Here is a 26,807-nt window from a genome sequence, read left to right as displayed (position 1 = left end):
AGGAGGCGTTAGAGGTTAATACGTACTCCGCCATAGATGCCGAAGGGGTGACCAGGTCTGAGGCCTGAGGGATGACGGGAGACGAGATATACCTTGTTCGCTAGGTTCACAGCGTTGAGGCTTAGGGTGAGGTAGCGGTTGATGCGCGCCTTGAGTGATGCGTCTAGGATGGTATGGCTAGGGATAAGATGTGCCTTGGCGATACGTCCCTGCCCTGGGGTAGTACGCATGTCTGAGTTGTAGCGGATACTGAGGTTAGCCTCTAGCCACTTGTACTCTAGCCCCAGCTGGGCATTCACTGCATGTCGGAAGATATAGGGTAGTTCATCCCCTGCGAAGACTTCCCCCCAAGCGGAGGAATAGAATTCGTTCTTCATCTGTGTATCTGTCAGGGTATAGCTGACCTGCACTGGTAGGCGTACCTCCCAGCTCTTAGGCAGGGGTTGCCAAGAGGCTAAGAACTCAAACCCCTGGACACGTGCTGCTCCTACCGTGAACTGGTCTAGTGTGCCTTGTCCACCTGCGGCTGCGAGGTCACTGCCGAGCATGTTGGAGTAGTCGTTGTAGTAGCCAATAGCCTCTACCTTCAGATCCTCTGTAGTGAGACGTAGACCAGCCTCTAGGTTGATACTTTTCTCGGGCTTCTGCTTGTAGTAGGTCATCACGCTTGGGGGAGCAAAGCCCTGATGAACACCTGCAAATATCGAGAGCGGGCGAAGGATCCTATAATTGATCCCTAGGCTAGGCAGTAGTGCGGTAGCGTGGTTACTTCCCTCGATGCGTAGGTGGCCAGTACGTCTGGGGTCTTGGGTCGTGTAGTCTCGCTTATACAGCTCTACATCCTCCAGACGGAGCCCTGCGGTGATGGTCCATCCTGCCCGTGTCCACTTCCCAAGGAGATAGGAAGCGAAGGCATGGGCTGTCGTGATACGGTTGCTCTGTGAGCCGGGGAGCCCTGCTCGGAATAGGCTCATCTTCCCACCCTCGATCGAGTAGCTATCGTCGTGCTGGAAGCGGTCCTCTAGGTCAGCATGGTAGCGGGCTCCTGCCTCCAGCTGTAGGTAGCTCGAGAGGAAGGGTAGGCGGTACTCCACCTTCGTCTGTATCCCACGCGAATGGTAGGAGCGCTGGTTAGCCCTCAGCATCAGTGCCTCGCCTAGTCGGTCGGTGGCACCCGTGAGGACGTCTAGATAGCGAGCGTTGGTCTCGGGGTCAGCTAGTACTTCTTCTATGGTACGCTTTTCCCCCTTTTGGTCTCCGACACGTACGTCGTTGAGCTTATACCAGTTGCGCCAAAAGTAATTGTAATATACACTCGTCGTCACCTTCATCCCGCCCGTGAAGTCGATGAGGTGGGTCAAGGCTGTCTGTACGTGACGTGTGCGAAGGTTATCCATCTGAGCTCCACGGTAGCGATAGTAGGGACGAGAGGCGAAGTCCTGCTCGCTTAGCCCCACATAGCTCTCATCGGAATGCTCGTTGGCGAAGCCCAGTTTTAGTTCTAATGCCTGGCGGGTCTCTGCACCTTCGTCGCTATGTAGGCGAAGTTTCCCCACGACATCATTGCGATAAAAGCCTGTTCGTTCATTGGGTTCATCCTTCTTAAATCCCTTCGATTGGTAGCGAAGGTATTCGATAAGATAGCCGATATGCTTGTGGTCATTCCCCACATGGACATAGCTGTTGAAGGTGCCGTAGCTCCCATAGGAACTGCGCAGACCTGCGTGGAAGGTCTTGGGGATAGGTGTCGAGACCATGTTCACCGCACCTCCCGTCGTGAAGGGGCCATACTGCACCTGACTACTACCCTTCAGTACCTCTATAGCGTACATACGGGCTGCATTGGGGAAGTAGTAGGCGGCAGGAGCGGCATAGGGAGCGGGGGCTGCTAGGATCCCATCCTCCATCAGCGAGATACGTTCACTACGCTCTGCCTTCGTTCCTCGTAGGCTGATGTTAGGGCGCAGGCCATAACCATCCTCTTCATAGATGTTCACACCTGGCACAGCACGTAGCATACGGCTTATGTCTGTGTAGCCAAACTTTGCCAGTTCCTTCGGCGAAAGGTAATAAGCAGAACCCGTTCGGTTACGTGCTTCAAACTTGCTCCCCAGCATCTGTCGTGCGTAGACCACGACTTCACTAATGTGTCGAACGGAGTCTCGACTTTCACTGATGCTGTCTGTTGCGCTCGTCTGTGCCATGGCTTCGAGGCCAAGCAGACTGATGCTGAGGGCAAGTGCTAGTCGCCCAGCAGTATGGTACATATTCTATTGATAAGTATTGTCTCCTTTGCTTTTGTAGGCTGTATAGACCATATCCCACCCCTACCTTACCTCAAGGAGGGGGCAATATGTTTCATGTGTGTATGCGAAGAGCAGACAATGCACAACCAGCCTAAGCTATTTTGCCCGCAAAGGTATAGCATCCTATGCCTTTATGAAATACCTAAAAATGGGTATTTTACATTGTGCTTTCCTGTTGTTTTCTGATGTGATTTTGAATGCGTTATGCCTTCGCTCTGTATAGTGCGTACTTAGTCAGAGGATGGGGACTTTAGAGAAAGCAAGTATAATCTCTAGAGTATCCACGACTATTCTCTAGAGATGAGGAGCATCTTCTCTAGAGTTTTTCTGGCGTAGCCTTAGTCGCTCCAGAGCTATCCCATGGGGGAAGGAGAACTACCCTCTATGAATGCAATAAGAGGGCTTTAAGGATAGAGTATGTTTTGACTTAGGAAGAAGGTCGCCTTATCCTTGGAGAAGTGGGAATGAGTTGATGGGGGTGTTTGTGTGGGTTAAAGCTGATAAAATGAGCCCTCCGAAGAATACAGCTTCTTCGGAGGGCTTATTTATGCTCTATGGGGTACCTCTCCTTCAGTTCCTAGGGATATGTATGAGGAGAAAGAGGGCAATCTTAGCGTCCAGTGGAGCTTTTCCTTGCCGCAGCTCGCTCTTGAATCTCTTTGGCATATTGCGCCGCTTTTTTATGAGCCTTGCTATCGGTGCCAAAGCTGTTGAATAGAAAAAGCTCAGGCAATGATCGTGCCTTATCCTCTACTCTGATGATCCCATCTTTTCCCTTATAGAGTACCAGTTCGTCATAGAGATACTGAGAGCGGTTGGGGACGCTGTCTCGAGGAGTAGGTTCCTCTGGGAAACGATAGGATTTGTAGTGAATTTGGTTTTGCGTCACGGTGATGTCTTGGTAGAGCTGGAGCCCCGAGCCAAGGCGATCGTGTACGGAGGAGAAGCCATTGCGGTAGACCTTCGGTGAGGCAGAGCTGATAATGAAGGTTGGGGCTATGGTGTCGTGATCTTTGCTTCGCGTAGTGGCGCGTGCATACCCATGGTCGTGACCCTGGAGTACAAGGTCTGCACCATAGGAGATAAGTTCGTCCTTGAAGACGTAGTGCATGATGATGTTCTTCCTTCCCTCACGTACACAGTCTACAGCATGGTGGAAGAGTACCACTTGCCACGGCTGTTTCGATTCAGAGAGTACTTGCTTGAGCCAAGCCTTGTGCTGATTGATCGAGCCCAGCCACATGATGTCTGTCGTGTCAAGGATGATGAAGCGGACAAGAGGAAAGTCTACATAATAGCTGCGCTGTAGATAGTCCTTGGGGCCATTGGCAGGATAGTTGAACTGTGGGATCCAGCGTGCGTCGAGCTCTCGTGCGAAGCCTCGCTTGAGGTACTCGTGGTTACCTGGTGCAGCGAGGATAGGTATATAGGTGCTTAGCCCCGAGAGGCTGTTATACCACGTCTGCCAATAGGCGTCTGTTGGCCCCTCAATTTGGTCTCCAGCGAAGGCAAAGAATTGGATAGAGTCTCGATAGGTTTGGCTCAGCTCTTGGAAGAATTGCTTGCTCATTCTTCCTTCTGGATCTTGTACATCCCCCATATAGATGAAGCGAAGGCTATCCTGTAGCCCTGATGGCATCGAGAAGGAATAGATGGGAGAGGTGCTCCTACCGCTTTTTAGCTGGTAGAGGTAGGTTGCGCCCTCCTCTAGACTATCGAGTGATACGTGGTAATAACAGCCCTTCCCCGAGCGACTCTCTATGAGGCTACCGAGAGCAGGATAGAGCTTCTCCGGTAGCGTGTCCCCCTTGTCGGAGAGCTTCCTAAGGGAAAGAGAGGAGGAGGCAATCTGCTCGCCACTACGCCATGAGAAGACACGCTGGTGAGAGAAGTCTTCACCAGGAACCATCGTTATACGAGTGATTTCTTCTGGAGTAGTATAGGGAGCTTCGGGCTTATTCCCAAACCAAGCATTCCAACGTACCAGCGTCAAGGCTGTGAGGCCAGAGACGATGAGTAGTAGCGAGGCAAGAGTGATATATCGCCCTCGATGTGACTTTTTTTTTCTTGCCGGGATCCCCTGTAGTCTAGGTGCTTTATAGACCTTCTTCATAGGGATGATGAGCCGTAGGTGTCAGAGGAGCGGTGTCATCCGTGATAGAGGGGGTAGGGCTGGCTTTGTGTTCCTCTTCCAGCTGAGTCTTGAGGCGAAGGATTTCCGCTTTGAGCTCTCCATTCTCTACGCCGAGAGCATCCCATTCCAGCAATCCTCTTACGGCAAGCCCAATCATAATGACAGCAACAGCCCCGATGACGCCCAATGAAGAGATGGGGACTGCATTCGGAGCAAAGCCTGGCATCGTAAGCCCCCAAACGCTATAGCAGAGTATAGGGATCATAAGCCCAAGAAGAGCTGTGATGACGAGTAGCCAGAGGTAAGAACGAAAGAGCCTCCGTCGCATCAACTGAGGGGCGAAGATATAGTAATTGAGGTAGAAGATGAGTACCAGGTAGAGGTCAGTGAACCACGTAGAATAGTAAAGCGAAGGCTGGGTAAAGACACTCACTTCCTCGGGGCTCAGTAGGGGAGTGAGGAGGGTCTGTAGAATGACGAGGATGAGCCAAAGGGCAGCATAGAGGGCGTAGGAGATAGTACGATCTGTTGCTTGCGGTTTCATAAGGGATAGGCTGTTTGGCTATGGGTTAAATATTTCGCTCTCCGATGTAGTCTGCTAGAGCAAGTAAAGAGGTTCGATACGGGCTATCGGGGTAGAGGTTGAGCAGTTGCTTTGCCTCACGAATGTAGTCTAAAAGTCGCTCTTCGGCGTAGGTAATCCCTCCATGACTAAGAGCGAAATCCGTTAGGCGGGCAACTGCTGTCTCGGTGATGGGACGCTCAGAGAGTAGTTGTAGAAGTTCGGTCTCCTCCGCCTCTCCCTGTACTGTACTCAGGGCGTAGAGGAGAGGTAGTGTTACCTTCCCCTCCCGAAGGTCATTTCCTGTAGGCTTGCCTACATCCGAGCGATAGTAATCGAAGATGTCATCACGTATCTGGAAGGCCATCCCGAGGAGCTCTCCTACTTTATTCAGTCGCTCCTTGTCCTTATTCCCCGCCCCAGTCATAATGGCAGCGATACGAGCGCAACTAGCGAAGAGCACAGCGGTCTTCTGGCGGATGATATCGTAGTAGTTCTCTTCGCTTAGGTGCAGACGCTCTGCGGACTCAAACTGACGTATCTCGCCCTCTGTTAGTTCGCGTCCGATGCTAGAGACGATTTGGATAACCTCGAGATTGCCTAAGGCTATTGCACCAATCAGAGCCGAGGAGAGGATGAAGTCCCCCATGAGTATCGCCACACGGTTATCGAAGAGGACATTGAGTGTGGGTTGACCTCGTCGGGTGGAAGCCTCATCAATTACATCGTCATGTATGAGTGTGGCTGTGTGGATTAGCTCCAGCAGGACAGCTGCATCTATGCTTTCTTTGGGCGGGTCTCCTCCCCGTAGCATCCCAGCTATGAGAGCCACGAGGATGGGGCGCACCTTCTTCCCCGTAGAGGCATTGAGTCGCTGGATAGCCTCGGCGAGCCACTCGGACTTTGTCGAGAGGATCTCGTCAAACTGACTATGGAAGTCCTCCACATACTGTGCTACGGGAGCCTTAATAATATCTATTTGTTGCATCAAATACCAAGACGAACTATTGGAGTAGCAAAAATAAGTATAATCTCCCAGCTCACTGCCCGAAACATGAGGTAAGGATATGTCTGGAATAGATAAAAAGATCCCCTGCTTCCCTTGGGGAGGCAGGGGATCATGGTTGGAGTTGGTTTCAGCTAAGGCATATCCTTAGGAGCATAGATGGACCACCCTGAGGAATAGAAGAAGGGGAAGGCATTGGCAAAAGCAAGGTCATCAAAGAAGAGAATCTCAGCCACCAGGAGTGGGTGAGCCTTGCTATACTGTGTCGATACCACGTAGACCAAAGGGTTTGTTGGGCTCTGTGCCACGATGTCTAGGGCAAGTTTGTCGCTGTACCATTTCAGCACCTTCAGGTCATCTGCCGTCTTGAGTTGAACGATGACAGCAGAAGTCAGCCAGCGGCCTTCCCCTTGATTCGTGGTGTAGGTCTCAATGACTCTTTTCTCGATCTCTTTCTTAAACTTTGCCTTGGGTGTCGTTATTGCCCAATAGAGGTTTTTGTCACGCTCTACTGTGCCCTTGCTCCCTCTATGGATAATCAGTTTTGAGTCATCCAGGAGCTTACTTGTTTCCAGAATCCCCTTGGACTGATCGGCGGTAGGTATGTCTGTTGCTGACTTGACCTCGAGGATGGTAAAGGACTGCTTCGGGTCTAGAGATAGCTCTACACTCAGAGGTTTCTTCTTATCGCCATCCTTGGTATAGATCCAGTAGTGACGAGTCTTGCTATCTGACTGTCTCATGAAGTTGGCTGCGACGATATTGATATGCTGGATACGTCGCTCCTCAAGCGTCAGCTTACGAGGGGTAGGGGTATCGCCCTTACCGAGGCATGAGGGTAGGAAGGCTGTAGCACTGAGTGCCATTAGCCCGAGGAATAGGATGTTCTTCTTCATAGTTTCAACTTATATTGTGTACGAAAATTTGAGGCGAAGGGACAGGTAAACGTGTGACTATCCGATGTCTTTCCTTTACTATAGAACGCACGAAGAAGCCGCCCTAATATCACAGCTAGGTCGAGGTATATGTAGCTGGGGTCTTAGGACGGCTTTCATTTTGAGAAGGCGAGAGGTTAGAGCTTCAGGCTCAGCACCGTAAAGGGGAAGGTTACTCCCGAGAGGCTTACATCATTGGCTGAGATAAGCTCCACTGTCCCCTTGAGGGTCGTGCCATTGAGCTCAGCCGATACGACTTGGAACTTTGGAGAGAGCAAATATACATCTCGTCCTTCATTCCTTGAGCTGCTTCCCGATAAGAGATTTTGCTCACTGCCGTTAACTCGTACCTTGCTCCATGTGAGGTTTTGTGGGTTCCCTGGGTACTTGAAGACCCATTTAGACTTTGTCATCCAATTGTCTAACCCCGTGTTAAGATGCTGAACAAGATCAGTCCCCCTTTGCCAAGTCTTCAGTTTTTTACTCATTACTTCGATGAACTCACTGTCCTGACTCATGAAGATGTCTTGCTTCAGTGTCTCCAGTGGCTTAAAGCTCGCGACTTCAAAAGGTAGAACAGCGATAACCTTGTCGGAGTGTACACCCTTGCGGTGTAGCTCTATCGAGAAGGAGAGGCTGTTGGAACTGTTGTTCGCGAGCTTGCTGTCCTCCTTGAGCGTGGCTGCATATTTATCTGTGTCGTACTTCAAGATGCTCCCAACATAGATACTGAGGTACTGGTAAACGCCACGCATATAAAGCGACTTAGCAAAGTCAGGGTCGAGTGTAACCCTCTGTGCGTAATATGCGTTACGGTTCAGTGAAAGAGTTAGAGCTGAGGTGCTGGTGACTCCCTTATAAACAGTCTTAAATGTTAGTTCACCTGCTCCTGAGGTCTCGTTGGTGGTATACTTGACTTCCTTAATCTGAATACCCTTGACTTCCTCTGTTGTCAGGACATACTGCTCTCCAGAGACACTCGAGGAGTAGAAGCGGACGTAGGGGGAGAGTGTCTCGGTGGTGAACTTCTCTTTCTTGCCATCGAGGTAGAGAGACTCTAGGTCTATGCCCTGGAGATAGACCTCGGGGGCAACGCTCCACTCCGCCTGCATCCGTTTAGCGATCACTTGGTCATCGGGGCGAGAGACTTTCTTGAAGCCTGAGAGATTGAAGCTCTTGGAGAAGTCTTTACCATTGACTGTACCACTCTTGACGACGAGGGTAAATGTCCCCTCTGTAGCCTTGGGATTAGTCATCTCGGCTTCCTTGATCTGTAGCTTCTTGTTGTTTACTTCCTTCTCTGAAGTCGTAGCGGCAATCTGAGTCTGTGCTACGGCGAGATCGGAGGTCTTATCGAAAGCATAGTAGGCCTCAATGTCAGCAAGAGTGACCTCGGGCTTATTCTCTTCAGGCTTCTTGGGCTCTTCTTTACCTGGCTTGGGCTTAGGCGTGGGAGTAGGATCGTCCTTACGACAGCTCCCGAAACATACGAGTGCCATAAGCACAAATGCAAGATTCTTCATCATAAATATCAAATGATTTTCTTTAGTAACTTTTTGTTTTTGCTCTTAAAATGGTGAAATGTGCACCAAATCGTCTACAAAGGTACTTGTTTTCCTATAAATGATCTTTTGAGGCACCTTTTTCTGCCTTTCTATCTCTTCTTTTGCACCTTTCTTAGACTTCCCCTCTCATTCTCATCCCTCACCTCTTGACCTCATTTATTCGTCTCGCCTTCGCCTGTGATTTCTTCCTCTCTTCTATTGCTTTTGGGCTAACCTTTCCCATATTTCCCCTTCCTCTAATTGCAACGCTCTGGTGGTCTCCTTTAGCGTTTCCCTTACGAGGTCTTTCTCCGTGCGCTTGAGGTTAGAGTGAAGGTATCCTCGTTACCTCATAAATCACCTATGATAGGTGATGATCTTCGCCTATCATAGGTGAATGTTGCCACCTATCATAGGTGGTTGAGGGAGTTCCCTCGGAAACGAAATGCCTGTGGTATTTAGCCCTTAATCCAAGTGGTGGCATTAGGTCATTGGGTATAAATGCAATCGTCCCTCCTACTCTGCTGGGAGAGTAGGAGGGATGATTCCTTAATTATAGAGGGGAAGAGACCCTAGTCAAGAGTCTTCTTGATCTCTATCTCTTCGTAGGCCTCGATGATATCACCGGACTGGATGTCGTTGTAGCCCTCGATGTTCAGACCACACTCTTGGCCAGTGACGACTTCCTTGACATCGTCCTTGTAGCGCTTGAGTGAACCTAGTTCACCAGCGTACTTGACAATGCCATCGCGGATGAGGCGAATCTTGTTTGTACGCTTGATCTTACCCTCGACGACCATACAACCTGCGACTGTACCAGCACCAGTAATCTTAAAGGTCTGCTGTACCTCGAGGTTCGCCACGACGTTCTCCTTAATCTCTGGTGAGAGCATCCCTTCCATAGCGGACTTGATATCCTCGATGGTGTCGTAGATGATCGAGTAGGTACGTATCTCTACTCCTTCGCGATCTGCTAGGCGACGTGCTGCTTGGCTAGGACGTACCTGGAAGCCGAGGATGATGGCTGACGATGCGGAGGCCAGTACGACATCGCTCTCGGAGATCTGTCCGACACCTTTATGGATGACATTGACCTGGATCTCCTCGGTCGAGAGTCGGATGAGCGAGTCAGAGAGAGCCTCGATAGAGCCGTCTACGTCACCCTTGATGATGACATTAAGCTCCTGGAAGTTGCCAAGGGCTCGGCGACGAGCTAGCTCGTCAAGTGTGAGCCCCTTCTTCGTACGGGTGTCCTGCTCGCGCTTGAGCTGCTCACGCTTGCTTGCTATGGCACGTGCTTCCTGCTCTGTATCCATGACATTGAAGGTTTCTCCAGCAGTAGGAGCACCATCTAGCCCAAGGATAAGGACGGGAGTGCTGGGGCCTGCCTGCTCAACCTTCTGGTTGCGCTCGTTGAACATAGCCTTCACACGACCATAGTGCGTCCCAGCGAGGACGACGTCCCCATGGCGAAGGGTACCATTCTGCACCAGCACGGTAGCTACATAGCCACGCCCCTTGTCGAGGGAGGACTCGATGACCGAGCCAACCGAGCGACGCTTGGGGTTTGCCTTGAGCTCTAGAAGTTCGGCCTCTAAGAGAACCTTCTCCAGTAGCTCGTTGATGTTGATACCCTGCTTAGCAGAGATCTCTTGGCACTGGTACTTACCCCCCCATTCCTCTACGAGGTAGTTCATCGCTGCGAGTTGCTCTCGGATGCGATCAGGGTTAGCACTTGGCTTATCGATCTTGTTGATGGCAAAGACCATTGGTACGCCAGCTGCAGCAGCATGGTTAATGGCTTCCTTGGTCTGGGGCATGACGTCGTCGTCTGCCGCTACAATGATGATCGCGATGTCGGTGACCTTGGCTCCTCGGGCACGCATGGCAGTGAAGGCCTCGTGACCTGGCGTGTCAAGGAAGGTGATACGTTTGCCATCCTGTAGACGGATGCTGTACGCCCCAATGTGCTGGGTAATACCGCCAGCTTCACCTTCGATTACGTTGGTGTTGCGTAGACGGTCAAGGAGCGAGGTCTTACCGTGGTCTACGTGTCCCATGACGGTGACAATAGGTGGACGTGTAATGAGATCTTCCTCTAGGTCTACTTCCTCATCCTGCGCTACTGCCTCGACGACCTCGGCACTGACAAAGTCCGTTTTATACCCGAACTCCTCTGCAACCATATCAATAGTCTCTGCATCGAGACGCATGTTAATCGAGACCATGAGCCCTATGCTCATACATGTGGCGATGACTTGTGTCACAGGGACGTCCATCATGCTCGCTAGGTCACTTACCGTCACAAACTCTGTGAGCTTAAGCGTACGGCTCTCTGCCTCGCTACGCTCCTGTGCATCTAGAGCTGCAGAGCGAGCTGCGTCACGCTTGTCTTTGCGGTGCTTGGCAGACTTTGCTCCTTGTTGGTTCTTACCTGTGAGTCTTGCTAGAGTCTCCTTGACCTGACGCTGTACGTCTTCATCCGTCACAGCAGCCTTCTGTGGTTGCTCTTTCTGTCGCTTTGCTTTGCGCCCAGTCTTCTGAGCATCATTCGAGCTGGCCTGAGAGCTACGACCTCCACCACGACTGGCAGGGTCTGCGCTCTTCCCACCCGTACGACCAGAGCTTTGTCTTTGATCATTTTTCCTCGCACCTAACTCGGCTGCCTTAGCTGCCTCGACCTTGACATCAACGGGACCCTTGCCCACACGAGTGCGCTTACGCCCCTTGTCGCCCTTGGCTTTCTTGGCGGGACGTACATTGTCATTGATGGAGTCGAGGTCGATCTTACCTACAACGTTGAAGTTGATATTCACCGCTGCTGTTGAGGGGCGGAATACTTCAGAGCCTTCGGGAGTAGGTGTTGCTTCCTCTGCCGTGGGCTTGACCTCCTCCTTTGCCTCTACAAGAGTAGGTGTAGGAGTACTAGTGACCTCTTCCTTGGCTGGAGCCTTGTGAGTAGGTGCAACCTCTGCCTTTATTTCAGGCTTAGGTTCAGGCTTGGGCTCTGTCTCTGGTTGAGGTGTAGGTTCTTTCTTGGACTCAGCCTTTGGAGCGGGCTTAGTCTCACGCTTTGTCTCAGCTTTGGCCTTTGCTTCTGCTTTAGGCTCAGCCTTTGGAGTGGCTGTAGGCTTGGTCTCTTGTTTCTTCGCCTCTTGCTTGATTGTCCCCTTAATGTTGAGGCTTGGACGCTTCTCCTCGGGTATTTCTGTCTCGATGTGCTTCACACCCTTGGGCTTCTTCTCCTCCTTGATCTCCTTAACTTCAGGCTCTGTGACCTGAGGCTTTGCCGGAGCTGATCCGTCTAGCTCATGGAGGATTTCTTCAAGGCGCTCCTTGCCTAGATGCTTGCCATGCTCCTGAAGAAGCTGCATGGCGATTTCCTGAGAAACACGTGTGTTGGGCGTAATCTTCTCCATGTTGGGTACATTGCGACGCTCTAGTGACTCCTTGAGCGAACCAATCCCAACGTTGAGTTGCTTGGCTAAGGCAAATAGTTTTATATCCTTTGGCATATATATCTTCCTTCCTCTTATTGGTTATCTTCTGCACTCTCTGCAGGTGTATTCTCGTATCCCTCTTCGTCTTCTTCCTCCTCATCTGCGAATTCTGCCTCTAGGACAGCGAGTACGTTATCAAGTGTATCCTCCTCAAGGTCGGTCACACGTAGCAGCTCCTCACGGCTAGTACGTAGGATGGACTTGGCAGTTGTGTAGCCTCTATCCTTGAGCTGAGTGATGATCCAGCCTTCGATTTCGTCATCGAATTCGTCTAGGTAAATATCTTCTTCGGCATCACCGTCACGGAAGACCTCGATGCGATAGCCCGTCAGCAGAGAAGCCAGCTTGAGGTTAGCTGCGTTTTTCCCGATGGCCAGAGGTACTTGGTCAGGACGCATATACACCTCTGCTTGCTTGGTCTCCTCATCAAGTGTGATAGCAACAGCTTTGGCTGGACTAAGGGCACGCTGGATGAAGAGGAGAGTATTGGTTGTGTAGGTCGTTACGTCAATGTTCTCTCCCTTGAGCTCACGGACGATGCTACGGATACGGGATCCGTTTACCCCAACACATGCGCCTACTGGATCGATACGATCGTCATAGGACTCAACGGCAATCTTCGCACGTTCCCCTGGGACACGAGCAGCAGCACGGATGGTGATCAGACCATCAGCGATTTCAGGTACATTCAGCTCCAGCAGACGCTTTAGGAACTCTGGACTGACACGGGAGAGGATGACCTTCGGATTACTGTTCTCATTCTCTACCCGAGCGATAACAGCGCGGATAGTCTCCCCTTTTCGGAAGAAATCACCTGGTATCTGCTCGCTCTTGGGCATCAGCATCTCGTTACCCTCGTCATCGATGAGTAGAGCCTCACGTTTCCAGACCTGATAGACCTCGGCTGAAACAAGTTCTCCTACGCGGCCGATGAAGTTGTGGTAGAAGTTGTCTTTCTGCAATTCAAGAATCTTGCTAGCTAGAGCTTGGCGAAGGTTGATGACAGCACGACGACCAAATGCACTGAAGTCTACCGCATCAACGAAGTCTTCTCCGAGGGCAACATCGGGATCTATGCTCTGTGCCTCACTGAGGGCGACTTGGCGTACTGTATCGGTTACTTCTTCGTCTGCTACCACTCGACGTGTACGCCAAATCTCGAAGTCTCCCTTCTTCTCTAGGTTGATGATAACAGAGAAGGTGTCGTCTGACCCAAACATCTTGGAGAGGACGTTTCGAAAAGAGTCCTCCAAGACTTGTATCATCGTATTCTTATCGATGTTTTTTAACTCCTTGAATTCGGAGAGTGCCTCAATCAGGCTTGTTGATTCCTTTTTCTTTGCCATTGGAATGTATGTTCGTTTTTGTCTTTTACTAAAACTGTAGGGTGCGCTTGGTCTGAAGAATCTCTGAGAAGGGTATGGTGATAGTCTCCTCGGTTGCAACTTTGCGCTTAGCACCCTCTGGGCGCACCATACGCATGACCTGAAGGGTAATTTGCTCCGAAGTAGCACCTGTCAGGGTTCCTTTCTCCTTTATCCCACCACGACGAAGTACCTCAACCTCATCTCCGATAGCCCCTGTGTATTGTCTCAGTACCTTGAAGGGGGAGGTGATGCCTGCCGATCCGACCTCTAGCTCGAAGTCCTCAGTGTCGCGGTCGAGCTGTGCCTCGATATGCTTAGAGAGTGCGATGCAGACGTCTAAGCTAATCCCAGAGTCTGAGCCTAGCTCAACGACAATCCTATTGCCTGGGTGCACAGCAATCTCTACCGTGTAGTAATCAGGCTGATGCTCTAAGCAGTAAGCTGATACAATCTCCTCAATGGTGGTTTGTTTGATCATTGCGATGCTTCTGTCTTTACCGTATACACTAAAGTGGTGTAAAACAAACGGAGGAAGCCTCTTTGCCTCCTCCGTTGTTTCATTTGCACTACAAAGGTAATAAAAAACCGGGAATAATAGGATTAGAGGATAAAGAGTGAGTAGAGTAGACGTGTCGACTGGCTCTGCATCTTCAATCTCTATCGCATCTTCAATCTCTATCGTAGATTAAGGATGTGATATAGGGTGGTAATGTGGTCTTGCTTTTCTTCGCCACAGCAGGAAACAACCAAAGATGACTAGGCCCTTCAGGATAGATGAGAGACTGATTGACCACCATGCAGCCTCTAGCCCCATCCCAATAGAAATAAGTATGAGTACCATTGGTACACGTAGATACGTTCCGAAGATGCTTATCCCAGCTGGAAGGTATGTTTTCCCTAAACCATTGAATAGACCACCTGTGGTAATCTCAAGCATCATAAACATCTGTGAGAGGCCAACGATCTGAAGGTAAAGACCTCCTGCTTCGTAGGCTTCTTTCTCTGGGACAATGAGAGAAAATAGCTCTTTGCCCAAGAGTATAAAAATTAGCATGCCGAAGAAGCCCACAGTGAGGGTGAATGTGAGTGCTTTGCGGTAGACTTCGTATACCCTACGAAGCTTCCCGGCTGCGTAGTTCTGCCCAACGATGGCTACAAGGGCTGTAGTAACACCATTGGCAGTATTCCAGGTTAGTGCTTCTATCTGTGCCCCTGCAGTCATCGTTGCTACACCGATGTGACCACCGATTTTTGAGACTACACCACCCATGTAGATACTTACAAAGGCAAAAAGGATATTCAGTAGTACAACGGGTACACCGACCTTCAAGATGCGCAGGACGTAATGTCGTTGGGGGCGCACAAAGAACGGAAAGTTGTTGAAAAGCTTGTCGCGGTGAGCTTTCTGGATGAAGAGGAAGAGTACGACTGTTTGGCTAATAACCGTTGCCCCAGCTGCCCCTCTTACACCCCAGCCCAAGAGGTGAATGAAGAGAGGATCAAGTAGCATGTTGCAGGCAAGGCCTATGCACATGATACGGAAGGGTGTCTTGCTGTGTCCTATGGCATTGTACAGCCCAGAGAGAGCTGCAGTGGTGAAGATCTGGGGGAAGCCTACTAGGCTGAGGTACATGTAGTGGAGAGCATCTGCACGCACGGACTCTTCTAGGCTATATAAGTCAACCATTGGCTCTGCGAAGAGGGCGTAGCCGAGTGTCATGAGTATCGCCATCACGAGGCTCATCGTGATGTTGTGCGAGGCGTAGTGACCCGCTTCGTTGAGATTGCCTGCTCCGATGCTGTGGGAGATTGTTACCTCACACCCGGTCTTGTTAAGCAGGGCTACAGAGTTGGCAATCCAAATGAAGACGGATACAACTCCTACGGAGGCTAGTGCTTCACTGCTCAGCCGTCCCAGCCAAGCCATATCGGTGAAGCTATAGGCAATCTGTACGAACGATGTCCCCATGATGGGGAGTGCTAGCTGATAGAGCTGTTGTGTTAGGTTGCCTGTTGTGAGGTCTTTTACCTTACTCATCCAGTGGTTAATTCCCTCTGTCCTTGCGAGTGTCTGTCTATTCTATTGGTCTGTGTAGCTCTTTTAGCTCTCTAGCGCAAGACTTGCCATCCAAGTCGCTCCTGCACTCGTACAATTACATAGGCTACTGGTAGCGTCGCAAGGAACACAAATACCGATCCTAAGAGGTGGTATAGCTCAAAGCCTCCAGCGAGGGTGAATGCTTTCTCTACAATCGTTGCTACGGCAATGTGGAAGTAATAGATGTTTCCTGAGTATTTACTCCCGATACGCTCCCCCAGTGTATTACTTCCTAGTGACTTATGAGAAAGAGCCCAGCAGAGTGTTGCAATGGCAATGAACCCACATGAGAGGAAAGGACCATTTGCATAACCAAAACCCACGGCATTCAGTGCAAATCGTTCACCGATGCCGAGTAAACACAGAGCAAGAAGTAGTATACCCCAATGCTTGAAGTGAGTAAGCCGATGCTCATACTTGGCAATCAAGTAGCCTGCTGACATGAAAGTGAAGGTGTAGCAGACACTATTGTATACATAGAAAAGGTATTCAGGCTGACCATCAGCAGTGATGAGGAATGAGTATCGACCACCTAGCAGAGCGAGTATGTGTAGCGGTAGGAAGCACCATAGCCATCGCCCCCACTTCATGCGAAAGAAGAGACCTAGTACTAAGAGGCCGTGTAGCATCGCCGTTAAGTACCAAAGATGCCCAGAGAAGAGAGAGCCAGTAAGGAATATATCTGCTAACCCACGCCATGAGTTGAGTAGGTTGCCGTGGTTGGGCAAGAGCCAAGCCCAGTAGAAGAGCTGTACCAATAGGAAAATGGGTACGATCTTCTTCAATGACTTCTTGGCACGCTCGTAGCTTTTTCTCTCATCAGGGCTATAGAGGAAGTAGCCTGAGATAAGGAAGAAAATAGGCACAGCAGCCATGGCAATAGGAGATATGATCTCTTTGGCCTGCCCCATTGGTGTGTGACATGTAACTACGAGGAAAGCACAGATGCACTTGACGATGTAGAGCGAACTGATGCCTGTGCTCTTCTGTGGAGTATTGCTTGTACTCATGTCAGCTAAGGATATGAATGTTGAGCCTATCCTGTACCTGTATGATGAAATAGGCAAGGATTAGAGAGCCGAGGAAGACGATGAGAGCACCTGCATCCTCATAGATAGAAGGTATGCCAACCCTAGTTATTATAGCCCCTACTAGGGTGGCTACGGCAATATGGAAGTAGTAAATACAGCCAGAATACTTTGCCCCTATGGTCTCAAAGAATGAGCCTATACCTGCACGCTTGTGGGTGATCCCCCATGCAACAAGGCTGATAGCAAATAGGAAGCTGCCAATGAAGGGGCCATCACCATTCCCATAACCCATTGATATAAGCAGCGGACGCTCTGCGATAGCGAAGGCGAGGCTTCCTACTAGGAGCCAGCTCCATGGGGCTCTGTTTAGCCTTGTCTCATGCTTTTTCATCGTGTAGCCAAGAGCCATAAAGGGGAAGGCATAGCACACACTATTGAAGACGTAATAGAGCTCTCGTATCTCTCCTCCCGTCACGAGGAAGGAATATTTAGCCCCAATTAAGGGAGTAACAATAAGGGGGATAAAGAGCCAAAGGAAACGACCTAGCCGAAGTCGAAAGAGCCAAGCAAAGACAACGAGAGCCTGAAGCATTGCCATCAGGAACCATAGGTGTACCGTGGTCAGCTGTCCGTAGATGAGGAAGTGGAGGACTTGCTCCCATGTTGTGATTGTATTGCCGTGGTTGGGTAGGATAAGTACCCAATAGAAGAGGGTGACTAAAAGGAAGATAGGGAGGATCTTCTTTATGGACCGCCATGCACGTTGAGCACTCTTCCTCTCGTCTTCACTATACAGGAAGTAACCAGAGATCATGAAGAAGATGGGGACAGCTCCTAGTGTGAGTGGATACAACCATTCACGGAAGGATCCCATCGGTATATGCCCGAGGACTACGAGGAAAGCCCCGAGGCACTTAGCTACATAGAGAGAGCTGATGGCCGTAGATGGACTCTGAGAGACTTGGTTTGTCTGCACTATCGTTACTTGCTTGGTTCGAGAGAGGTTAGACGGTTCTCTCGCATGCGATGCGTATACTCCTGGAGGTAGGCCTTTAGGCGAAGGAGCATCGTGGGTAGGGGAGTGTTGGGCTGAGCCTTGAGGTCGGTGGTCTGCATTGGATCTGTACGGAGGTTATAGAGCCCTGTGACATGCTCACCATCGAAGTGTAGTACCCAGTCACCCTCAATCATCTGGTAGAGACCATCTAGGTTACAGACGGTGAAGCGTGGACGATTTGCATCAAATAGAGAACTGCTGAAAGCTATCATCGGCTTGGTGTCTCCTACGAGATCGAGGATGGTTGGATAGAGATCTGCTTGGCTTGCTACCGAGTTCGCTTCGCTACCGACTAGCTCACCTCTTGGGTCAAAGAAGAGGATGGGAATGCGTACCGAGCCTACCGAAGTCTTGTACTTATCTAGTACTCCCCCTACAGCGTGGTCTGCTACGATGACGAAGAGCGTGTTATTGTACCACGGCTGCTTACTCGCTGTCTCGAAGAAGCGACGGAGGGCCATGTCGGTGTACCCAATTACTTGGTGCATGGGGTGCGTACCCTTGGGGAACTTCCCTTCGTATTCCTCGGGAACTCGGAAGGGATGGTGTGAAGAGAGGGTAAACTCTGCAGCAAAGAATGGCTGAGGAAGTTTGCCTAGCTCTTTTGCCACGTACTGCAGGAACTTCTCATCCCAGATACCCCAGGTCCCATCGTAATCATCATTGTTGTTGTACTCGGTCTTGCCGTAGTACTTCTTTATCCCTGCTTGCATAACGAAGGCGTCGAAGCCCATAGAGCCGTTGGGCGCTCCGTGGAAGAACGCTGTGCTATAGCCCATAGAGTCGAGGCGGGCAGGTAGCGCAGGTATCTTGTTCCCTGAGTAGATGGAGAGGACAAAGGGAGCACTAGGCTTAATGATGGAGGTGAAGATCGAGGGCATGGCATCAATGGACTTCTGCCCATTTGAATAGCCATTCTCGAATACGAAGGACTTGGGCATCAGGCTATCAATGAAGGGGGTAAATCCCGTGTAGCCCTCGACGTCTTTGTTCAGCCCCCCTACCCATTCACGGGCGAAGCTCTCCCAGATGATGAAGACGATGTTTCGCCCCTTGAACTTTCCTGAGAGTGGCGTATGTCCTGGGGTATAGATAGGGTCAAAGTACTTCACGCTCTCTGAGTAGGGCATGAAGGTGTACTCGGGGAGAGATGCCTTCCCAATTGTACGGATGAGACAGAAAGGGGTGTTGAGCACCAAGGCCCTTTGCTGAGGCTGCTTGATGTAGAGTGTTGCGTTACTCAGTGTAATCGGTCGAGTCTCTCGTGTGAAGCCACCACGTCCCCCAACGATAGAGAAGTATATACTGCCTAGTAGGAGAGCTGTAGAGATGAGGTAAGTCGGTAGCACATGACCCTTGGGGCGATCTTTAGGACGAGGTAGTAGCCTCTCTACAAGGATAAATCCTATGATGAGGGCAACGCCAAGGAGTGTCACGCCCCAGTAGTCGAAGAAAAAGCGCAGGAAGTTCAGCGGGTTCTCTGCTTGAAACTCCTCGAAGATTGCCAGTGTTGTGCGCTTGAGTGTAAAGCGATAGTAAACGGTATCCCCTAGGTTGAGGATGATTGAGAGTGCCGTAATGACTCGGAAGAGTATCGTAAGCACTCTCTGGTATTCCTTGCTATAAGCCACTCCAAGAGGAGCAAGGGAGAGGGCGGTTAGTAGCAGGCTGGAGTAGAGGACCGCACTGAGGTCGAAGCGTAGACCTCCGATGAAAATACGGAGCAGGTCCTGCCCCGAGGCGATATCGAGTAAGTCCTTATTGTATAGATAGAAGATGCTGCGGCAGAGCGTATAGACTGCCATAGCGAGCAATAGACGCAGGAGGAGCAAACGACACTGCGCTATGAGGGGAGTGAAAGACTTTTTCTGTGAAATCTCTTCCATTGAAATTTGGGTGGCTAATCAATTGCTTTATGACTGCAAAGATACAACTATATATAGTGAGTCATGCCCAGCTATTGGGGCTGGGCATGACTTGATGGATAACCATCCGTTGGCAATCGCCTCTCGGTATTTGTTGCTTTGCGTTCCTAGGTTTCTCCTACTTGTTTGCCTTTTAAATCCTGATGTATTGCTCCTCGAAGGGGATGCGGAACCGTTCGCCCAGCTCGGCAGCTTCGTTTCGTACGCCACAAGAGACGATGAGGGAAATCTGTGCTGAGTAAGGGAGGTGGAGGGCACGCTTGACTCGCCAGCTATCAAAGCCCTCCAGTGGACATGTGTCGTAGCCAATCTCGCTCATGGCGAGCATAAAAGTCTCGGCTACTAGTGCACAGCTCTTGTGGAGGATTACATTCCCATCAGCCTCACTCGTCTGGTGAAGCATGGGACGGAAAGGAGTGAGCAGTTGCATCAATCCCTTGCGTAAGAGACCGAAGAGTCCAAAGAAACGTCCGTAGAGGAAGGGAATAGCTTTCTTGTAGTACATGCTCCATCGCTTTAAGTACTTCTCTTGCTTTTCCTTCGGGAAGTGCTCACGGATATTCCGCTCTTGGAATGTGAGATTTGCTGTAGCTCTGCGCTTGACGTAGTTGGGGCGCACGACGAAGACCACGAGTTCTTGGGCCGTTGTGGCGGCTGTTTGCTGGAAGCAAGCTCTGTGTAGAGCCTCAAGCGTCTTGGCATCCGTGACGTGGTAGCACTCCCACATCTGCATGTTTGAGCTCGTGGGGGCAAGTTGTGCAAGTCTGAGGCAGTCAGCTACACGCTCTGTGTCAATGTGCTTGGTCTTATCGTAGACTCGAATGGCACGCCGATGTGCCAGCATTTCTTTTAGGTCCATAGGGCAGTATTTCTATATGAGTATTTTAAACTTGTAATTATTTACAAAGGTACAAAAGAGTACTCCTCATTGTTCCTAATGAATATTGAGATGGGGAATTATTCTTGCCTGATGAGTGAGAGAAGAGAGGGGCGGCGTGCAAACAAGTATATAAGCTAGCTTAGATACCGCATGTACAGGGCATTTTTAGAGGGAGGCTTACGAGTTACCATAACTCGCCACGACGAGTTGTGGTAACTCGTTTCAGAGAGTTGTGGTAAGTCGTTACAGCGAGTTATGGTAAGTCGCTGAGACGAGTTATGGTAAGTCGTCAAGAGGATATTTTGTTTGTTCGTAATTCGTTATTTCCCAGTTGGATATGAGAGGTAGTTGTGGACTCGTTTTTCGTCTCTTGATTTGTCGTCTGTCTTTCTCCCTCAGATCCATCGTTGGGGTATGTGGGTAATGCTGTATCTTTGCCTCGGCAAGTCGCCACAGATTATACCTAAGTGCCTATGCTCATTAAGTCAGCAGAGTTTGTCGTCAGTAACAGTAGGGTAGAGAAGTGCCCTACCACTGGACTCCCCGAGTATGCCTTCATCGGGAGATCAAACGTCGGGAAGTCATCGCTGATCAATATGCTTACGGGGCGTAAGGGACTTGCGATGACCTCGCAGAAGCCAGGTAAGACACAGCTCATCAACCACTTCATTATCAACAAAGAATGGCATCTCGTAGACTTGCCAGGCTATGGCTATGCTCGTCTGAGCAAGGATGGCCGAGATGGGCTGAGGAGGATGATTGAGGACTATGTCTTGGAGCGTCGTGAGCTAGTTTGCCTCTTTGTCCTATTGGATGCTCGGCTAGAGCCTCAGAAGATTGACTTGGAGTTCATCGAATGGCTAGGTGAGGAGTCTGTGCCCTTTGCCCTTGTCTTTACTAAGGCGGATAAGTTGTCTAAAGGGAAGCTCTCGGCGAACATCTCTGCCTACAAAGATCGCCTACTAGAGGGATGGGAGGAGCTGCCGCCACTCTTCATTACCTCCTCCGAGGAGCGTACGGGACGAGAGGAACTACTGAACTATATCGAAGGAATAAATAATACACTGTAATATATGGCAACAAAAGGAACAATCCTCGTCACTGGGGGAACGGGCTACATCGGTTCGCACACCACGGTCGAGTTGATTCAGGCAGGCTACAAGGTCGTTAGCCTAGACAATCTCTCCAACTCCAGCATCAATGTGCTCGAGGGCATTGAGGCAATCACGGGCATACGCCCTACATTCTACGAGGTGGACTGCAACGATGAGCAGGCCATCGAAGCTGTCTTTGCGAAGCATCCCGACATCCAGGGGGTAATCCACTTCGCTGCAAGTAAGGCCGTCGGAGAGTCTGTGCAGAAGCCCTTGCTCTACTACCGTAATAATCTCCTCTCGCTCATCGTCCTGCTTGAGGCGATGCAACGCCATGGCACGAAGGGGATTGTCTTCTCATCGTCCTGTACGGTCTACGGACAGCCCGAGATACTGCCTGTGACAGAGGATGCCCCTATCCAGGTGGCTCTTTCACCCTACGGTAATACAAAGCAGATCAATGAAGAAATCCTGCGTGATGCAGTCTATGCTGGCGCCTCATACAAGGTCATTCGCCTACGCTACTTCAACCCGATTGGGGCGCATCCCTCCGCTCTGATTGGTGAGCTCCCACTAGGGGCGCCTCAGAACCTTATCCCCTACCTTACGCAGACGGCAGCAGGTATTCGCCAAGAGCTCAGTGTCTTCGGTGACGACTACAATACACCCGATGGCTCGTGCATCCGTGACTACATCAGTGTAGTGGATCTGGCGAAGGCACACGTGCTTGCTGTGGAGCGCATCCTAGACGAGGCAAAGGGAAGTGAGGCTCTGGAGACCTTCAATATTGGTACAGGTCGTGGGGTGAGTGTCCTAGAGCTGATCCGAACATTTGAGGCTGCAACGGGCGTGAAGGTGCCATATAAGATCGTGGGGCGTCGCGAGGGAGATATTGTGCAGGTTTGGGCGAACCCTGAGCGAGCCAATAAGGTGCTCGGTTGGCAAGCTCAGGAGAGCCTTGCTGATACCCTCCGCTCTGCTTGGGCTTGGCAGGTACGGCTGGGAGAGAGGGAGAAGTAATATAGCTCCTGCTACCACCTTGTCGTCTCACTTTTCTGAGATTGGACAGACTTTCTCTCCACGCCTTCCTACATTGGCATTGAGGTAAAATAAGCATCCCCCACTTAGCTCTTACGCTAGGTGGGGGATGCTTTTCTCCATGACTTGTAGATATCCTCTACTGTACCCAGAGCCGGGATCGAACCGGCACGAACTTTCGTCCATTGGTGTTTGAGACCAACGCGTCTACCGATTCCGCCATCTGGGCCTCTGCCTGATTGTGGCGCAAAGATAGTACAAATTCCAAGACATCCTGTAATCGTGGGGTGGTCGAGCCTTGACATGTATCAGAACACCTTCTGCAAGAGGAAGAAGTGTGAAATAGCTATCTTTGCGTGTTATTACTGGAGTACTCAACCTCCCATAAATACTACATTATGACTATAATTAGAAGTATCCTAGACACCGACTTATATAAGTTCACGACGAGCTACGCATACTCCAAGCTGTATCCTCGTGCCTACGGACAGTTCCGCTTCATCGATAGAGCTAAGACCGTTTATCCGAAGGGCTTCGCTGAGGCTCTCCGAGAAGAGGTAAGGAAGATGTCCGAGCTAGCCTTGACACGAGACGAGGCTCTGTTCCTCTCTCGGGAGTTGCCCTACTTGCCCCCCACCTATATAGACTTCGTGAAGGGCTTCCGCTACGACCCCGAGGAGGTGACCATCACGCAGGACGAGGAGGGACATCTCTCGATTGTGGCCGAAGGACTCCTCTATCGAGTGACCCTCTGGGAAACACCCCTGCTGGCACTGGTCAGTGAACTGTACTATAAGGTCAAGGGTATACAACCCGATATGCAGTATGCCGAGGAGGCCATCATCCGCAAGGCTCGTAAGATGACTGAGGCGGGGATTGTCTTCTCGATGTTTGGGATGCGTCGCCGCTTCAGTGCCGATGTAGAGGACAGGATGACGCAGCTCCTCAAGGAACACTCGGGGACGAACTTCTACGGGACGAGCAACGTGTACTTCGCCTTCAAGCATCAGCTCCGTGTGTCGGGTACACACCCTCATGAGTGGATTCAGTTCCACGGGGCAATGTTTGGCTACAAGATGGCCAACTATATGGCGATGGAGGACTGGATCAATGTCTATGATGGTGACCTCGGTACGGTACTCACCGATACCTATACGACGGATGTCTTCATGTGTAACTTCAGTAAGAAGCACGCTATGCTCTTCACGAGCCTCCGACATGATAGCGGAGACCCACTGCTCTTCACCGACAAGGCCATCGCTCGCTACAAGGAATTGCGGGTAGACCCTACCATCAAGTACATCATCTTCTCAGATGGTCTTGACCCCGAGCGTGCCATCGAGATAGCAGACTACTGCAAGGGGCGTATCGGTGCTACCTTTGGTATCGGTACGAACCTCTCCAACGATGTGGGCAACGACGTCCGTCCGCTGAATATCGTGATGAAGCTGTGGAAGTGCAAGATGACCGAGAAGGAGCGTTGGCACCCCTGCATCAAGCTGAGCGATGTGGATGGCAAGCATACGGGCGAACCCGCAGAGATACGTCTGGCACAAGAGACCCTTGGCCTCACTGTGGATGCCTAGCCTGGGGACTACCTCTAGGGGCGAGCAGGCAGGACGTCATGTCTGTCTGTACTTCGGTTCATTCAACCCCCTCCATCGTGCCCACCTACAGCTAGCACGCTACATGGTGGAGAGGGCGCTGTGTGATGAACTGTGGTTTGTGCTTAGTCCCCTGAACCCACTGAAGGAGGGACTTCGTCCTCTCCCCTTTGCTTGGCGAGCGCACTACCTCCAGCAGTCGATAGCAGGAGATGATAGGCTGAGCCTTTGTCCTATAGAGGAGCTACTCCCAGAGCCGCACTATACCATCAGGACGATACGTGCGCTGAAGATGCTCCATCCTACCACCTCCTTCTATCTCCTGGTGGGAGGTGATAACCTAGGGCTGATCACGAAGTGGTATGCCTATGAGCGACTACTCCGTGAGGTGCGCCTCTATGTCTACCCTCGCCCTGACTACCCCATAGATGAGGAACTCCTCAGAGGGCTGAGTGGAGACATATATATATGTAGGGATGCCCCCGGGATACAGCTTGCAGCTACGGATATTCGCCGTGCTGCACTAGAGGGGGTAGACCTCAGAGAAGAGACGGCTTGCCCTGAGCTCTGGGAAGAGTTAGTGGCACAGCTACGAGAGCTTGATACGAACTAGATTAAAGAAGAGACAAAAGGAAATGGCACATCACGTGACCCTCATCCCCGAATGGGCAGAGCAGGACCTCGTCCTCATCACTTGGCCCAATGCTACGATGGACTGGGCGTATATGCTCCCAGAGGTAGAGGCTTGCTACATAGAGCTAGCACATGCAATCCTAGAGTGGGAGGACCTACTCGTCCTAGCCCGTGACCCCGAGCATGTACGTACACTCCTCATGACGAAGCCTCTGAAGCATGAGCTCTTCGTCATGGAGATGGATAATAACGATACGTGGTGTCGGGACTATGCCCCCCTCTCGCTCATGGTGCGAGATGATGCGGGGAAGGAGCGTCCGATGATCGTGGACTTTACCTTCAACGGCTGGGGAATGAAGTACCCTGCCAACAAGGATAATCTTGTCTCACGTGCCCTCTTCCTCTCTCGCTCGTTCGTAGCTGAGATGGGGTATACGAATGCCCTTAGCCTAACCTTCGAGGGGGGAGGGATCGAGTCTGATGGGGCGGGAACACTCCTGACGACTACGAGCGTCCTCTTCGAGCCCAATAGAAATGCAGGCCTGCAAGAGGATTCGCTACAGGCCTATCTCCGGGACGTACTGGGGGGGGACCGACTGATCGCCCTAGAGCATGGTGCGCTGGAGGGTGATGATACCGATGGGCATATTGATACCCTCGCACGCTTCCTCTCTCCCACACAGATTGCCTACGTAGGTTGCACCGATGGGAATGACCTACATTACCACGCTCTACAGCGGATGAAGGGAGAGCTGGAGCAGCTCCGTACGATAGATGACAAGCCCTACGAGCTCATTGAGCTCCCCCTGCCTCCTGCTATCTATGATGAGGAGGGAGAGCGACTACCCGCTACGTATGCCAATTTCCTCTTCGTCAACGGAGCTCTGCTCGTACCTACATATAATGTAGAGACGGACGAGCTGGCCCTAGAGACGCTACGCCAAGCCCTACCTGATCATGTGATCGTGCCCGTATATTGCCGTCCCCTGATCAAGCAGCATGGTAGTCTGCACTGTGCCACGATGCAGTTCCCCCGTGGCTTTATGAACAAGAGCAAGTGGCGTGAGTAGTCGTGCCACCTATGCTGGCTACACAGCATGGATAGGACAGTAGTGAAGAGCTAAGGAAGTAATACAACAGCAATGAGCCAAAGAGAAAAGAGAATACTAAAGGTCGGCATCATACAGCAGGCCAATACCGCCGATCATAGCGATAACAAGCGCCGTCTCAAGGAGGCTATCCGTCGGGTAGCTAGTGAGGGTGCAGAGCTTGTCGTCCTTCAGGAGCTACACAATGGCCTCTACTTCTGCCAGACAGAGGATGTCGATACCTTTGACGAGGCCGAGAGCATTCCTGGGGAGAGCACGAGGGAGTTTGGTGAGCTAGCACGAGAGCTGGGTATTGTACTCGTCCTATCGCTCTTTGAGCGTAGGGCTGCTGGACTCTACCACAATACGGCTGTCGTTATGGAGCGTGATGGCTCGATAGCTGGTATGTACCGCAAGATGCATATCCCCGATGACCCGGCCTACTACGAGAAGTTCTACTTCACACCTGGAGATCTAGGCTTCGAGCCAATTGAGACCTCGGTAGGACGTCTCGGGGTGCTCGTGTGTTGGGACCAGTGGTACCCCGAGGCTGCACGCCTCATGGCTCTCTCGGGTGCTGATCTCCTTATCTATCCCACTGCCATCGGATGGGAGAGCAGTGATGAGTCGGGCGAGCAGACACGACAGAGTGATGCCTGGCAGCTCGTACAGCGTGGGCATGCCGTAGCTAATGGTCTCCCCGTGGTGACGGTGAATCGTGTGGGACACGAGGTTGATCCCTCGGGACAGACTCGTGGTATCACCTTCTGGGGACGAAGCTTCGTAGCTGGGCCTCAGGGTGAGCTACTCGCAGAGCTCGACCAGAGTGAGACGACTCGTGTCATCGAGATCGACCTAGCACGTAGCGAACGTGTGCGTCGCTGGTGGCCCTTCCTGCGTGATCGTCGCATAGATGCTTTCTCCGACCTCACCAAGCGTTATCGACGCTAGCTCGGGGATTTAAGATTTGCAATTCCCCCTAGAGTTATTATGATAGGGAGTCTT

Annotated in this window: 20 protein-coding genes and 1 tRNA gene; 6 read left to right on the top strand and 15 right to left on the bottom strand. The window is 51.1% G+C overall.

All coding sequences use genetic code 11. From position 1 onward, the window contains the following. Positions 1–8: 8 nt before the first annotated feature. The 14 genes from HMPREF0636_RS03285 to HMPREF0636_RS03220 all read right to left on the bottom strand — a co-directional run bounded on the left by HMPREF0636_RS03285 (position 9) and on the right by HMPREF0636_RS03220 (position 20,324). Positions 9–2,267 carry a TonB-dependent receptor family protein gene (locus tag HMPREF0636_RS03285; RefSeq protein WP_044168463.1) on the bottom strand — a complete coding sequence of 753 codons (2,259 nt, stop codon included), beginning with the start codon at positions 2,265–2,267 and terminating at the stop codon, positions 9–11. A 649-nt stretch (positions 2,268–2,916) separates the two neighbouring features. Beyond that, positions 2,917–4,419: a metallophosphoesterase family protein gene (locus HMPREF0636_RS03280; protein WP_044168462.1), complete on the bottom strand. Its 1,503-nt coding sequence runs from the start codon at positions 4,417–4,419 to the stop codon at positions 2,917–2,919. Further along, positions 4,403–4,984 carry a hypothetical protein gene (locus HMPREF0636_RS03275; RefSeq protein ID WP_044168461.1) on the bottom strand — a complete coding sequence of 194 codons (582 nt, stop codon included), beginning with the start codon at positions 4,982–4,984 and terminating at the stop codon, positions 4,403–4,405. The genes HMPREF0636_RS03280 and HMPREF0636_RS03275 overlap by 17 nt, the downstream gene beginning before the upstream one ends. Positions 4,985–5,009: 25 nt before the next feature. After that, positions 5,010–5,990, bottom strand: a complete 981-nt coding sequence (locus tag HMPREF0636_RS03270; RefSeq protein ID WP_044168459.1) for a polyprenyl synthetase family protein — start codon at positions 5,988–5,990, stop codon at positions 5,010–5,012. Positions 5,991–6,142: 152 nt separating this feature from the next. Beyond that, on the bottom strand, positions 6,143–6,904 hold the full coding sequence (locus HMPREF0636_RS03265) for a hypothetical protein (protein WP_044168458.1): 762 nt from the start codon (positions 6,902–6,904) through the stop codon (positions 6,143–6,145). Positions 6,905–7,080: 176 nt separating this feature from the next. Then, positions 7,081–8,469, bottom strand: coding sequence for a hypothetical protein (locus tag HMPREF0636_RS03260; RefSeq protein WP_044168457.1), 1,389 nt, complete (start codon positions 8,467–8,469; stop codon positions 7,081–7,083). A 590-nt stretch (positions 8,470–9,059) separates the two neighbouring features. Continuing rightward, a complete protein-coding gene (gene infB / locus HMPREF0636_RS03255; RefSeq protein WP_044168456.1) occupies positions 9,060–12,002 on the bottom strand; it encodes a translation initiation factor IF-2 in 2,943 nt (980 codons plus the stop codon). Between the two features lie 17 nt (positions 12,003–12,019). After that, positions 12,020–13,333: a transcription termination factor NusA gene (gene nusA, locus HMPREF0636_RS03250; protein WP_044168455.1), complete on the bottom strand. Its 1,314-nt coding sequence runs from the start codon at positions 13,331–13,333 to the stop codon at positions 12,020–12,022. Between the two features lie 28 nt (positions 13,334–13,361). After that, positions 13,362–13,832 carry a ribosome assembly cofactor RimP gene (rimP, locus tag HMPREF0636_RS03245; RefSeq protein WP_044168453.1) on the bottom strand — a complete coding sequence of 157 codons (471 nt, stop codon included), beginning with the start codon at positions 13,830–13,832 and terminating at the stop codon, positions 13,362–13,364. Between the two features lie 207 nt (positions 13,833–14,039). After that, positions 14,040–15,392, bottom strand: coding sequence for an MATE family efflux transporter (locus tag HMPREF0636_RS03240; RefSeq protein ID WP_044168451.1), 1,353 nt, complete (start codon positions 15,390–15,392; stop codon positions 14,040–14,042). 71 nt (positions 15,393–15,463) lie between these two features. Continuing rightward, positions 15,464–16,462 carry an acyltransferase family protein gene (locus HMPREF0636_RS03235; protein WP_044168450.1) on the bottom strand — a complete coding sequence of 333 codons (999 nt, stop codon included), beginning with the start codon at positions 16,460–16,462 and terminating at the stop codon, positions 15,464–15,466. A gap of 1 nt (position 16,463) precedes the next feature. Continuing rightward, a complete protein-coding gene (locus HMPREF0636_RS03230) occupies positions 16,464–17,459 on the bottom strand; it encodes an acyltransferase family protein (protein ID WP_044168449.1) in 996 nt (331 codons plus the stop codon). Positions 17,460–17,464: 5 nt separating this feature from the next. Beyond that, positions 17,465–19,426 (bottom strand): LTA synthase family protein, encoded by a 1,962-nt coding sequence (locus tag HMPREF0636_RS03225; RefSeq protein ID WP_044168448.1) that lies wholly within the window; start codon positions 19,424–19,426, stop codon positions 17,465–17,467. A gap of 172 nt (positions 19,427–19,598) precedes the next feature. Then, positions 19,599–20,324, bottom strand: a complete 726-nt coding sequence (locus tag HMPREF0636_RS03220) for a nitroreductase family protein (protein WP_044168446.1) — start codon at positions 20,322–20,324, stop codon at positions 19,599–19,601. A 494-nt stretch (positions 20,325–20,818) separates the two neighbouring features. On the opposite strand from HMPREF0636_RS03220, the gene yihA reads away from it, so the two are divergent. Then, entirely contained in the window at positions 20,819–21,415 is a 597-nt protein-coding gene (yihA, locus tag HMPREF0636_RS03215) for a ribosome biogenesis GTP-binding protein YihA/YsxC (protein ID WP_044168443.1), read from the top strand. A gap of 3 nt (positions 21,416–21,418) precedes the next feature. Next, positions 21,419–22,459, top strand: coding sequence for a UDP-glucose 4-epimerase GalE (galE, locus tag HMPREF0636_RS03210; RefSeq protein WP_044168441.1), 1,041 nt, complete (start codon positions 21,419–21,421; stop codon positions 22,457–22,459). Positions 22,460–22,622: 163 nt separating this feature from the next. Here the strand turns inward: galE and HMPREF0636_RS03205 are convergent. Further along, positions 22,623–22,706, bottom strand: a tRNA-Leu gene (locus HMPREF0636_RS03205). 166 nt (positions 22,707–22,872) lie between these two features. Between HMPREF0636_RS03205 and pncB the strand changes: the two genes are divergently transcribed. The 4 genes from pncB (at position 22,873) to HMPREF0636_RS03185 (ending at position 26,753) form a co-directional block, all read left to right on the top strand. Further along, the gene (gene pncB, locus HMPREF0636_RS03200; RefSeq protein WP_282705266.1) at positions 22,873–24,063 is read left to right on the top strand and encodes a nicotinate phosphoribosyltransferase; all 1,191 of its coding nucleotides are present in this window, start codon (positions 22,873–22,875) and stop codon (positions 24,061–24,063) included. Beyond that, positions 24,041–24,694 carry a nicotinate (nicotinamide) nucleotide adenylyltransferase gene (gene nadD / locus HMPREF0636_RS03195; protein ID WP_248616864.1) on the top strand — a complete coding sequence of 218 codons (654 nt, stop codon included), beginning with the start codon at positions 24,041–24,043 and terminating at the stop codon, positions 24,692–24,694. The genes pncB and nadD overlap by 23 nt, the downstream gene beginning before the upstream one ends. Positions 24,695–24,716: 22 nt before the next feature. Then, the gene (locus tag HMPREF0636_RS03190) at positions 24,717–25,784 is read left to right on the top strand and encodes an agmatine deiminase family protein (protein ID WP_044168438.1); all 1,068 of its coding nucleotides are present in this window, start codon (positions 24,717–24,719) and stop codon (positions 25,782–25,784) included. 72 nt (positions 25,785–25,856) lie between these two features. Continuing rightward, on the top strand, positions 25,857–26,753 hold the full coding sequence (locus tag HMPREF0636_RS03185; RefSeq protein WP_044168437.1) for a carbon-nitrogen hydrolase: 897 nt from the start codon (positions 25,857–25,859) through the stop codon (positions 26,751–26,753). Positions 26,754–26,807 lie beyond the last annotated feature (54 nt).

Origin of the sequence: Porphyromonas catoniae ATCC 51270 (assembly GCF_000565015.1) — a bacterium.
Lineage (GTDB): Bacteria > Bacteroidota > Bacteroidia > Bacteroidales > Porphyromonadaceae > Porphyromonas > Porphyromonas catoniae.
This window is presented reverse-complemented; position numbering and strand designations above follow the sequence as displayed.